The 11,646-nt window shown below is 71.5% G+C and carries 11 protein-coding genes; 5 read left to right on the top strand and 6 right to left on the bottom strand.

The window, feature by feature from the left end; genetic code table 11:
• Positions 1-53 precede the first annotated feature (53 nt).
• Positions 54-1,370 carry a UDP-N-acetylglucosamine 1-carboxyvinyltransferase gene (murA, locus tag ACFWE2_RS20820; RefSeq protein WP_377226118.1) on the bottom strand — a complete coding sequence of 439 codons (1,317 nt, stop codon included), beginning with the start codon at positions 1,368-1,370 and terminating at the stop codon, positions 54-56.
• Between the two features lie 307 nt (positions 1,371-1,677).
• Here murA and ACFWE2_RS20815 point away from each other — a divergent pair, with 307 nt between their 5' ends.
• Entirely contained in the window at positions 1,678-3,060 is a 1,383-nt protein-coding gene (locus ACFWE2_RS20815) for an MFS transporter (RefSeq protein ID WP_377226117.1), read from the top strand.
• A gap of 49 nt (positions 3,061-3,109) precedes the next feature.
• Positions 3,110-3,856, top strand: coding sequence for a sulfite exporter TauE/SafE family protein (locus ACFWE2_RS20810; RefSeq protein WP_377226116.1), 747 nt, complete (start codon positions 3,110-3,112; stop codon positions 3,854-3,856).
• Between the two features lie 90 nt (positions 3,857-3,946).
• Here ACFWE2_RS20810 and ACFWE2_RS20805 read toward each other — a convergent pair whose 3' ends face one another.
• The 4 genes from ACFWE2_RS20805 to ACFWE2_RS20790 form a co-directional block, all read right to left on the bottom strand.
• Positions 3,947-5,455 carry a tripartite tricarboxylate transporter permease gene (locus ACFWE2_RS20805; protein WP_377226115.1) on the bottom strand — a complete coding sequence of 503 codons (1,509 nt, stop codon included), beginning with the start codon at positions 5,453-5,455 and terminating at the stop codon, positions 3,947-3,949.
• Positions 5,456-5,464: 9 nt separating this feature from the next.
• Positions 5,465-6,001: a tripartite tricarboxylate transporter TctB family protein gene (locus tag ACFWE2_RS20800; RefSeq protein WP_377226119.1), complete on the bottom strand. Its 537-nt coding sequence runs from the start codon at positions 5,999-6,001 to the stop codon at positions 5,465-5,467.
• A gap of 49 nt (positions 6,002-6,050) precedes the next feature.
• Positions 6,051-7,055, bottom strand: coding sequence for a tripartite tricarboxylate transporter substrate-binding protein (locus tag ACFWE2_RS20795; RefSeq protein ID WP_377226114.1), 1,005 nt, complete (start codon positions 7,053-7,055; stop codon positions 6,051-6,053).
• A gap of 118 nt (positions 7,056-7,173) precedes the next feature.
• The gene (locus tag ACFWE2_RS20790) at positions 7,174-8,214 is read right to left on the bottom strand and encodes a cupin domain-containing protein (protein ID WP_377226113.1); all 1,041 of its coding nucleotides are present in this window, start codon (positions 8,212-8,214) and stop codon (positions 7,174-7,176) included.
• Between the two features lie 123 nt (positions 8,215-8,337).
• Here ACFWE2_RS20790 and ACFWE2_RS20785 point away from each other — a divergent pair, with 123 nt between their 5' ends.
• On the top strand, positions 8,338-9,177 hold the full coding sequence (locus tag ACFWE2_RS20785) for an NmrA family NAD(P)-binding protein (RefSeq protein ID WP_377226112.1): 840 nt from the start codon (positions 8,338-8,340) through the stop codon (positions 9,175-9,177).
• A gap of 118 nt (positions 9,178-9,295) precedes the next feature.
• Here ACFWE2_RS20785 and ACFWE2_RS20780 read toward each other — a convergent pair whose 3' ends face one another.
• Complete coding sequence (locus ACFWE2_RS20780) at positions 9,296-10,273, bottom strand: helix-turn-helix transcriptional regulator (protein ID WP_377226111.1); 978 nt, start codon at positions 10,271-10,273, stop codon at positions 9,296-9,298.
• A gap of 90 nt (positions 10,274-10,363) precedes the next feature.
• Here ACFWE2_RS20780 and ACFWE2_RS20775 point away from each other — a divergent pair, with 90 nt between their 5' ends.
• Positions 10,364-10,759: a RidA family protein gene (locus ACFWE2_RS20775; RefSeq protein ID WP_377226110.1), complete on the top strand. Its 396-nt coding sequence runs from the start codon at positions 10,364-10,366 to the stop codon at positions 10,757-10,759.
• A gap of 130 nt (positions 10,760-10,889) precedes the next feature.
• Positions 10,890-11,646: DUF899 family protein (locus tag ACFWE2_RS20770; protein ID WP_377226109.1), on the top strand; the 757-nt coding region annotated here is incomplete at its 3' end.

Raw genomic sequence — 11,646 nt, 5'->3', positions numbered from 1 at the left:
AGGGCAACCCTGGGAGACTCGGACAGGCGCTCTACTTCGCGGACCTTCGCGGGTCAGCCGCGGGTGACGTCCGCGCCGAGGGCGAGCAGCTTGTCCTGGAAGTTCTCGTAGCCGCGGTCGATCAGACCGATGCCGCGCACCGTGGACCGGCCCTTCGCGGCCAGGGCCGCGATGAGGTGGCTGAACCCGCCGCGCAGGTCGGGCACCTCGATGTCGGCGGCCGACAGCGGCGTCGGGCCGGAGACGACGGCGGAGTGGTGGAAGTTGCGCTGGCCGAACCGGCAGTCCCTGCCGCCCAGGCACTCCTTGTAGACCTGGATGGTCGCGCCCATCTTGCGCAGCGCGTCCGTGAAGCCGAAGCGGTTCTCGTACACGGTCTCGTGCACGATCGACAGGCCGGTGGCCTGCGTGAGCGCGACGACGAGCGGCTGCTGCCAGTCGGTCATGAAGCCCGGGTGCACGTCGGTCTCGAGCACGATGGACTTCAGGTCGCCGCCGGGGTGCCAGAAGCGGATGCCGTCGTCCTGCACCTCGAACCGCCCGCCGACCTTCCGGAACGTGTTGAGGAACGTCATCATCTCGGGCTGGGTGGCGCCCTTGACGGTGATGTCACCGCCCGTCGCCAGGGCCGCGGCGGCCCACGACGCGGTCTCGATGCGGTCGTTCAGCGCGGTGTGGGTGTAGCCGTCGAGGCGGTCGACGCCCTCGATGCGGATCACGCGGTCGGTGTCGACCGAGATGATGGCGCCCATCTTCTGCAGCACCGCGATGAGGTCCATGATCTCGGGCTCGATCGCCGCGCCCGAGAGCTCGGTGATGCCGTCGGCGCGGACCGCCGTCAGCAGCGTCTGCTCGGTGGCGCCGACGGACGGGTACGGCAGGGAGATCTTGGTGCCCTGGAGGCGGCGCGGCGCCCGCAGGTGGATGCCGTTCGGCCGCTTGTCGACGACGGCGCCGAACTGGCGCAGGATGTCCAGGTGGTAGTCGATCGGCCGGTCGCCGATCCGGCAGCCGCCCAGGTCCGGGATGAACGCCTCGCCGAGGCGGTGCAGCAGCGGCCCGCAGAACAGGATCGGGATGCGGCTGGAACCCGCGTGGGCGTCGATGTCGGCCACGTGCGCCGACTCCACGTTGGACGGGTCGAGGTCGAGGATTCCCGCGTCGGTGTCGTACTTGACGTTCACACCGTGCAGGTCCAGGAGCCCCGAGACGACCTTGACGTCGCGGATCTGCGGTACGTTCCGCAGCACGCTGGGGGTCTCCCCCAACAGGGAAGCCACCATGGACTTCGACACGAAGTTCTTTGCGCCTCGAACGGTGATGGTCCCGTTGAGCGGGTTGCCGCCGTTCACATACAGCAGATCGTTCATATCCTCGTCGTCATCTCGTTGTACCGATGATGGATTTCCGGCTGTGGGGTCGGACTCTCAATGGCTGAGGGCTGAGGGCGCCCGGGTCGGTCCTGATCCTTGCCCCCCACCGCCGGTCGTGCCAACACGGGCACGGGCGGGAGTATTCACCGTTCACTACACCTTCACTCGCGACGCACGCTGCCGCATCACGACACGCCAGGTGCGCACACGCGCGCGAGGTCGCGGTCGGCAGCCTACGTCAAGGGGGTATCCATACAGTGAGACGCCCTTCCCGGATCGCGGACCTCCTCCTAATGTCCCAGCCATGAGCACCTCCGCATCATCGACCGCCGGGACCGCCTCCGGCGGGCAGGGCGAGCCTCCGGCCGGCAACCCCAGGGGCCGCGTCGTCGTCGCGTCCCTCATCGGCACCTCCATCGAGTTCTACGACTTCTACATCTACGCGACCGCTGCGTCGCTGGTGTTCCCGGCGCTGTTCTTCCCGAACGCCCAGGACCCGACGACGCAGCTCCTGTCGTCCTTCGCCGTGTTCGGCGTCGCGTTCTTCGCGCGGCCGCTCGGCTCGGTGCTGTTCGGCCACTTCGGTGACCGGATCGGCCGCAAGACGACGCTCGTGGCCTCGCTGCTCACGATGGGTATCGCGACGATCCTGATCGGCCTCATCCCCGCGGCGTCGACGCCCGGCTGGGCCTTCGCCGCGCCGGCCGTGCTCGTGCTCTGCCGGTTCGCCCAGGGCCTCGGCCTCGGCGGCGAGTGGAGCGGTGCCGCACTGCTCGCCACGGAGAACGCCCCGCAGGGCAGGCGCGCCGTGTACGGCACGTTCCCGCAGCTCGGCGCGCCGATCGGCTTCATCCTGGCCAACACGGTGTTCATCGCCCTGTCGACCGCCCTCACGCCGGAGCAGTTCTCCGACTGGGGCTGGCGCATCCCGTTCCTCGCGTCCGCGATCCTGGTGATCGTCGGCCTGTGGGTGCGGCTCTCGCTCCTGGAGACGCCGGCGTTCCGCAGGGTGCTGGAGGCCGAGGCCGTCACCAAGGTGCCCGTGGCCCGGGTGTTCCGCACGTCCTGGAAGCAGATCGTGTCCGGCACCTTCATCATGCTGGCCACCTACGTGCTGTTCTACCTGATGACGACGTTCACGCTGAACTACGGCGTCGCCCCGACCGCGCCGGCCGACGGCGCCCCGGCCGGCCTCGGCTACGCGAAGATCGACTTCCTCTGGATGCTGATCATCGGCGTCGTGTTCTTCGGCGTCTTCACGCTGGTGTCCGGTCCGCTGGCGGAACGGTTCGGCCGCCGCAAGCACCTGATCTGGGTCACCGTTGCGATCATCCTGTTCGGCGGCACGTTCGTGCCGCTGTTCGCGGCGGGTGACCTCGGCGTGCAGACGCTGCTGATCCTGGGCTTCACGCTCATGGGCCTCACGTTCGGCCCGATGGCCGCCGTCCTGCCGGAGCTGTTCCCGTCCAACGTCAGGTACACGGGCTCGGGTGTCGCGTACAACCTGTCGTCGGTCCTCGGCGCGGCGGTGGCCCCGTTCATCGCGGTGTGGCTGTGGGCACAGGCCGACGGCTCCCCCGTCCTGGTGGGCATCTACCTGTCCGCGATGGCGGTGATCACGCTGGTCGCCCTGCTCATGACGCACGAGACGCGGGACGTCGAGTACGACACCAACGTGAGCGCCTGACACGACCACGCCGTCCCGCCGCCGAACGGCGGCGGGATAACGTGGCCGGGTGGAGACGACGGCCCTGATCGCAGCCTGCGTGGCGGTCGTACTCGGGGCCGGCCTGCAGCGCGTCGCCGGGATGGGTCTCGGCATGGTGGCCGCCCCGGTGCTCACCGTGCTCCTCGGGGCGTCGGTCGGCGTCCTGGTCAGCAACGTCGCCGCCATCGTCACGGCACTGCTCATCCTGCGGGCCCTGCGCGACCGGGTCGAGTGGCGCCGCGTCGTGACGATCCTGCCGCTGATGCTCGTCGGCTCGGTGCTCGGGGCGCTCACCGTGCGCGGGGCCGACGCCGCGTGGCTCGACATCCTGGTCGGTGGCTCGGTGCTGCTCGCGCTGGCGGCGTCGGCGGTCCTCCGCCGGCGGGTCCGGATCAAGGGCCGCTCCGTGGCCGTCGCGACCGGCCTGGCGGCGGGCTTCATGAACACGACGTCGGGCGTGGCCGCACCCGCGTGGACCGCCTACGCGCTCGCCACCCGGTGGGACCATCGGTCGTTCGCCGCGACCCTGCAGCCGCTGCTCGTCGTCATGAACACCATGTCGGTGGCCACCAAGCTGGCCTTCGGCGCGATCCCGCCCGGCCAGCTCCCGGCGTGGTGGGTCTGGCCGGTGCTTCTCGCCGGCGTGCTCGCGGGCGTAGGCCTCGGTGCCCTCCTGGCCCGCCGGGTCCCCACCCGCGTCGCGTCGGCGATCGCGCTGACGGTGGCCGTCGCGGGCGCGGTCACAGCCCTGGCGCGGGGCCTGCTCACGATCTGAGGCGCACGTGTCAGACGCTCCCGCACGTGTCAGACGTACAGGTCACTCGGGTGACCTGAGGGTCTGACACGTGCGGGGGTGTCTGACAGGTCACTCGTCCTCGGCGAAGACCACGTCCCGCTTGCGACGGATCATCGGCAGCACCGTGACCACCAGCACGACCGCGGCGAGCGCCAGCAGGACCCCGGAGATGGGTCGGGTGACGAAGACGGTGGGGTCGCCGCGCGAGAGGAGCAGCGCCCTGCGGAGGTTGTCCTCCAGCAGGGGCCCGAGCACGAACCCGAGCAGCAGCGGGGCCGGCTCGCACCCGGACCGGATCAGCACGAAGCCCAGCACACCGAAGACGGCGACCGCGAGCACGTCGTACGGGTTCTGACTCAGCGAGTAGGTCCCGATGCAGGCGAACACCACGATCGCCGGGAACAGCACCGAGTACGGCACCGAGAGCATGCGCACCCACAGCCCCACGAGCGGCAGGTTGAGCAGCACGAGCAGCACGTTGCCGATCCACATCGACGCAATCAGGCCCCAGACGAGGGCGGGCTGCTCGGTCATCACGTCTGGTCCCGGCGTGATGCCCTGGATGATGAACGCCCCTGCCATGAGCGCCATCACGGGGTTGGCGGGCAGGCCGAGCGTCAGCAGCGGGATGAACGACGTCTGCGCCGCCGCGTTGTTCGCCGACTCCGGCCCGGCCACGCCAGCGATCGCCCCGTGCCCGAACTCGCCCGGGTTCCGCGAGACCCGCTTCTCCACGGCGTAGGAGGCGTACGAGGCGAGGATGTGCCCGCCGCCCGGCAGCACACCGAGCAGGGAGCCGAGGCCGGTCGCGCGGAGCACCGGGGCGACGACCTGCCGCAGCTCGGTCCGGCTCGGCCACAGGTTCGCCACGCGGCTGACGACGCGGGTCCTGGTGCGCGGGTCGTGCAGGTTGCGCAGGATCTCGGCGATGCCGAACACGCCGACGGCGACCGCGACGAAGTTCAGGCCCTGGTACAGCTCGCGCAGGCCGAACGTGAACCGCGGCGTCCCGGTGTACGTGTCCTGCCCCAGCGTGCCGAGCAGGATGCCGAACACGATCATCGCGAGCGCCTTGAGGGTCGACCCGCTCGCCAGCGCGATCGACGCGATGAGGCCGAGGACCACCAGCGAGAAGTACTCGGCGGAGCCGAACGACAGCGCGGCGCGGGCCAGCACCGGGGCGGCGACGGCGAGCACCACCGTCGCGACGGTCCCGGCGACGAACGACCCGATCGCCGCGACGGCGAGCGCCACGCCGGCCCGCCCGGCGCGCGCCATCTCGTGCCCGTCGATCGCCGTCACGGCGGCCGACGACTCCCCGGGCAGGTTGAGGAGGATCGCCGTCGTCGACCCGCCGTACTGGGCACCGTAGTAGATGCCCGCGAGCATGATGAGGGCCGACGTCGGGTCGTCGAACCCGAAGGTGATCGGGAGCAGCAGGGCGATGGTCGCCGTCGGCCCGATGCCGGGCAGCACACCGACGGCGGTGCCGAGCGCCACGCCGAGCAGGCAGAACAGGACGTTCTGCCACTGCAGCGCCTCGGAGAAGCCGAGCGTGAGGTTGTCGAGCAGGTCCATCGGGGCCTCCTACCCGCCGAGCCAGTCGCCGAACAGCGCGAGCCGCAGCTGCAGGAGGACCACGAAGATGATCCAGCTCGCCAGCGTCAGGCCGGCGGCGATGACGAGGGCCCGCAGCGGCCTGGTGCCGGGCCGCGCCATGGCCGCGAGCAGGCCGGTCCCGAAGGTCGCGGGCAGCAGGCCCAGACCGTCGACGGTGAGCGCGAAGAACCCGACGGCGGCGAAGATCGCCACCGTCGGGCGCCACTGGATCCCGGCGAGCGGCCGGGGGTCCGGGACGTCCGAGTCGGGTACCGCACGGTCGGACGGCGTGGCGTCCGGAACTGCGTCCGGCACCACGTCCGACGGCGCGTCCGGCACCACGTCCGACGCCGGACCCGGCGCCGGGTCCGGCGCGACGTACGCCTTGGCGACGATGACGGCACCGAGCGCGGCGAGCACCAGGCCGAGGGCGAGCGGCACGTACCCAGGACCCATCTCGAGGAGGGAGCCGAGCTCGTACCCGAGCGCCCCGACGGCGAACGCCGCACCGAGCCCCACGAAGATCAGGCCCGAGACGAGGTCGCCCGTCGAGCGGGGCCGAAGGACGCCGATGTCAGCCTCCCTGTCCGGCGCCGATGATCTCGCCCCAGGTCGCGATCTGCTCCTCGAGCAGCGCGGCGTGCGCCTCGGGGGTCGCCTGGTCCTCGCTCACCGGCGCCGTGCCGAGGTCGGCCATCTGGTCGATCACCGTCTGGTCGGCCAGCGCCACCTGGAGCGAGTCGGTGAGCTTGGTGACGATCTCGTCTGGGGTCTCGGCCGGGACGTACAGGCCGTGCCACACGCTGACCTCGATGTCGGGCTGGCCGCCCTCGGCCGTCGTGGGCAGGTCCGGGAGCGCGTCGATGCGCTCCGGCGTCGTCACCGCGTACGCCTTGACCTCGCCGGCCGTGATCTGGCCGGTCGTGTTGGTGGTCTGGTCGCACATGAAGTCGACCTGGCCGCCGACGAGCTCCGTCATCGCGGGACCCGTGCCGTCGTAGGGCACCGCCGTCACCTCGACGCCGAGGGCGTCCGTCAGGAGCAGGCCGCACAGGTTGGACGCCGAACCCTCGCCGGCGTGCGCCATCGTCACCGTGTCGGCGTTCTCCTGGACGAAGGTCACGAACTCCTCGAACGTCTCCGGCTCGAAGTCGGAGCGCGCGATGATCGTCATGGGCACCTCGGTCACCAGGCCCACCGGCTTGAAGTCGGCCACCGGGTCGTACGCGAGGTCCTCGTAGAGCGCGGGCGCCGTGGACATGCCGATGTGGTGCATGAGCACCGTGTAGCCGTCCGGGTCGGCCGTGGCGGCCTGACCCGCCCCGACGGTGCCGCCCGCGCCGTCGACGTTCTGCACCACGAGCTGCACGCCCAGGTCCTCCGACATGGGCTCCGCGACCATACGCGTCACGGTGTCCGTTGGACCACCGGCGGAGAACGGCACGATCACCTCGATGTCGTCCTCGGGGTAGTCGGCGGGGTCGCCGCCGCCACCCGAGGAACAGGCGGCCAGGACGAGACCGAGGCCGGCCAGCGCACCGATGCGCGCGGCCACCTTCCGAGGTCCAGCGGGATTCATGTCCGTCTCCGATCATCGTTGATCCGGCAGAGGTTGATCCGTGTACTGATTCGTGACAGTACCGCCGGGCATGTGACGGCCGCCACAAAGTGGACGTCGTTTTGATCGAACGGTGACCTCAGCGGGCGGCGTCGGCCGCCGTCCGCAGCCACCCGGCGGACCGAGCGGGCCCGGTTCGGCGCACCGCCCCGGGCGACGTGCCGTGGTGCCGCTTGAAGGCCCTGCCGAACGCCGCCTCGGAGCCGTAGCCGACCTTGCGGGCGATCGTGGCGACCGGGTCGGTGGTGGTGGTCAGCGCGCTGTACGCCTGCTCGAGACGCCAGCCGGCCAGGTAGCGCATCGGGGGCTCGCCGAGCAGCGCCGTGAACCGCTCGGCGAACGCGGACCTTGACATGCCGGCCTGCCGGGCGAGCTCGACGAGGCTCCAGTCGTGCTCGGGGCGAGCGTGCAGCGTGGCGAGCGCGCGGCCGACGTGTGGGTCCCGCAGGGCGGCGAGCCAGCCGGTGCTCGCCGTGTCGGACGTGCGCAGCCACTGCCGCAGGACATGGATGACCAGCACGTCGGCGAGCCTCGTCATCACCGCCTCGCCACCCGGCTCCAGGGTCTGCGCCTCGTCGGCCAGCAGGCGCAGCACCGTCCCGAACGCGCCCGTCCGGCCGCCGTCCCATGCGTCCACCCGGATCAGCTCCGGCAGCTCGGCGACCAGCCGCGCGGTGAGCGGCTCGTCGACGGTCAACGCGGCGTAGGCGATCTGGGTATGCTCCCCGCCGCCGCCGAACCGCATGCGCTCGTAGGTCTCCCCCACGCGCTCGACCGGTATGTCGAGGAGATCGGTGCTCGGCGCGCCGGGCGAGCTCAGCAGCCGGTGCGGGACGCCGCGCGTCAGCAGCGCGGCACTGCCCGCCTCCAGCGTGTGCAGCTCTCCGCCGATCTCCAGGACGCACCGCCCCGCGAGCACCACCGGCAGCATCATGCACGGCTCGATCGCGGGGAACGCCACACCCCACGGCGCCGTGAGGTCGGCCTGGCAGTACAGCGCCCCGGTGAAGCGCAGCAGGTGGAGACCGTCGCCGATCGGTGCAGCGGAGTCCTGCGGGCCGGTCAGGAGCAGCTTCGGCACGGGCAGACCGGTGTCCGGGGCGGGACGGGAATTGATCATGCGTCCAGCCTGACATGCCGATCTACCGTACGTCCGGGATGTGTTCGCGATCCTGGACGCACGGCACAGAATTGCGGACGTGAGGGGATGTTGCGTCCGGGACGCGGGACTCACGATGGACGCATGGACACCAACACGAACCCCACGCAGCAGCCCACCTTCGCCGTGATCGGCGCCACCGGCAAGACCGGACGGCGCGTGTCGGCCCTTCTCGAGTCCAGCGGCCACACCGTCCGCCGGCTCGCCCGCGGCACCAGCCCGCGGTTCGACTGGGAGCAGCCCGACGGCTGGGCCCAGGCCCTTGCCGGCGTCGACCGCCTCTACGTCACCTACGTCCCCGACCTCGCGGCACCCGGCGCGGAAGTCGTCATCAGCCGTCTCACCGAGGTCGCCCGGGAGGCGGGCGTGCGGCGCATCGTGCTGCTCTCCGGGCGCGGTGAGCTCGGCGCCCGCCGCTGCGAGGACATCGTGCTCGACTCCGGCATCCCCTCGACGGTGGTGAGCGCGGGCTGGTTCACCGAGAACTTCACCGAGGGCATGCTGGCCGCAGCCCTGGAGACCGGGGTGCTCGCACTGGCCGCCGGGGACGTGCGGGAGCCGTTCATCTCCGTCGACGACGTCGCCGCCGTGGTCGTCGAGGCGCTGACCGGTGACGGGCACGCGGGCCGCCGGTACGAGGTGACCGGTCCGGAGTCGCTCACGATGGCCGAGGTCGCAGCCCTGCTCACGGAGCTGAGCGGGCGTGCCGTCCAGTACCTGCCGATGGGCTTCGACGAGTTCCACGCCGCGGTCGCCGCCGAGGCCGGGCCCGAGACCGCGACCCTGCTCACCGAGCTCTGCCGTGAGGTCTTCGACGGCCGCAACGAGTCGCCGACCGACGGCGTCCGCCAGATCCTCGGGCGCGCACCGCGTGACATGCGGACGGTGCTCGCCGAGGCGCTGACGGTGGAGCCGCGCGCATAGGAAGTCTTTCGGAGTCAGTCAGCCGGCATCAGGTACCGCGAGCCACTTCCGAAACACGCCGTAGGAGACGGCCGGCCGCGGCGCCGTCCAGCCCGAACGACCCGTGCCGCCGGCTCTTCTACCCGGACGGCGCCGCATAGCGGGCGGCCACCGCGACGGCGCGGTCCCGGAGGGCGGTGCGTACCGACGGCGGGGCCAGCGCCTCCGCGTCCGTGCCGAGCTGCCAGAGCGCCCAGACGGCGTGCCGGAGGTCCTGGAACGTCACCTCCAGCCGGAGCCGGCCGTCGTCGTCCACCGCTTCCATGAGGACGGCGAGCGCCGTGCCCACGAGCTCTTCGCGCCGGGCCGGATCCATCCGGACGAGCACGGCGACCTGGTCTCCGCCCGTGCGGAACCGGGTGCTGCGTTCCTGCCAGATCCGGTCCAGGTCCACCTGGTCCGGCCGCTCGGCAGGTTCGGCGAGCTCCTCGGCTGCGCTGATCCGGGACAGCCGGTAGGTGCGGTCCGCCCCGGACATCGTGGCCAGCAGATAGCCCTTGTCGCGCACCGTGACCAGACCGATCGGGTCCACGGTGCGCCAGCTCGCCGGCCGGTCGACCGGTGCGTAGTGGATGCGCAGCTTGTGCCCGGCCAGCACCGCCCGCCGGACCTCGGCCATCACGGTGCCGGGCACCTCGTCCGCCGGCGCCCTGCGGGAGAGCAGGTCCGTCTCCGGGTCGACGAGGAACCGCTGGGCCGCGTCGCTCGTAGTGGCCCGGTGGCCCTCCGGCAGCGCGTCGACGACCTTGCGCATGGCCGACGCGAGCGCCGAGCCGAGACCGAACACCTGCTCGCCCCGGCCCGAACCGGCGGTCAGGAGGGCGAGGGCCTCGTCGTGGTTCAGTCCGGTGAGCTCGGTCCGGAACCCGGGCAGCAGGGCGAACCCGCCGTGGCGGCCGCGTTCGGCGTAGACCGGGACGCCTGCCGCCGAGAGCGCCTCGATGTCCCGCAGCACGGTGCGGGTGGAGACCTCGAGCTCGTGGGCCAGCGCCTGGGCGGACAGGCGGCCGCGCTGGCGCAGCAGCAGCACCAGGGAGACCAGGCGATCCGCGCGCATCCGTAGATCCTACGGAATACCTGACACAGGGTGTCGTGATTTGTGGAGAGGCTCGTACCTCCTACGAATCGAGATGGAGCTGATGTGGCGATGGAACGAACGGCGGTCAACCCGGTCACGTGGTCGGTGGCGATGGGGTTCAACCAGGGTGAGCTGGTCTCCGGGCACACGCGGACCCTGTACTGCTCGGGGCAGACGGCGATGAGCGCCGACGGCAGGCCCGAGCACGACGGGGACATGGCGGCCCAGCTCGCGCTGAGCCTCGCCAACCTGGAGGCGGTGCTCGGCGAGGCCGGGATGTCTCTGGCGAACCTCGTCCGGCTCAACGTCTACACCACCGACGTCGACCTGCTCTTCCAGCACTACGGGGTGCTGGCGTCGCGCCTGGGTGCCGCCCAGGTGTCGCCGTCGACCACGATGCTCGGGGTGACCCGGCTGGCGATCCCGGGGCAGCTGGTCGAGCTCGAAGGGACCGCCGTGGCATGACGGGGCCGCGCTGAGAGTGCTCGCCGAGCGGACGGCGCGGACGAGGCGGCGCCGATGAATTACGGGCCGGTCGGTCGTCGGTAGGTACGGGGCGCCACGACCGTGCCGCCCCGACACGTTGGAGGACACCGTGACCGAGACATCAGCGACGACCGACCGGCCCGCTCGCCCGCCCGTCGTCGACTGGGAGAGCTGGCAGTCGGCGCGGGCCGAGCTCCTGACCAGGGAGAAGGAGCACACCCGCGCCGGTGACGCCCTCGCCGCCGCCCGGCGCCGGCTGCCGATGGTCGAGATCGACCCGGCCGTGCGGGTCACGGGGGCCGACGGGCCCGTACCGCTCGTCGACCTGTTCCAGGGCCGCGACGAGCTCGTCGTCTACCAGCACATGTGGCACGACGGCGAGCCGTTCGAGCGCCAGTGCCCCGGCTGCACCATCAACACGTGGCACATCCAGCAGTCCGCCCCGTACCTCGCGGCGCGCGGGGTCTCGTTCGCGATGCTGACCGAGGGGCCGTGGGACGAGGTCGCCCCCTACCTGGAGTTCATGGGCTACACCGAGCCCTGGTACTCGGTGCGGGGCCTCGAGGCACCGGTCGGCGTCGACATGGGCCACATCGTCTGCTTCCTGCGCGACGGCGACCGCGTGTTCCTCACCTACCGGACGACCGGCCGTGGCAACGAGCCGGCCGCCGGGATCTTCGGGCTGCTCGACATGACGCCCTACGGCCGCCGCGAGGCCTGGGAGGACATGCCGGAGGGCTGGCCGGAGGGCAACGAGTCTTGCTGGTACTGGGCCACGGACGCCGACGGGAACGCCACCTGGGGAAAGACACGCCGGGCGGTGCCGCAATGGACGCGGCCGGGGGCCACTCGGGTGGTCCCCGGCC

The organism is Promicromonospora sp. NPDC060271 (assembly GCF_042726755.1).
Classification (GTDB): domain Bacteria; phylum Actinomycetota; class Actinomycetes; order Actinomycetales; family Cellulomonadaceae; genus Promicromonospora.
The sequence above is the reverse complement of the archived record's forward strand: the minus strand, read 5'-3'. Positions and strand labels throughout refer to the sequence as shown.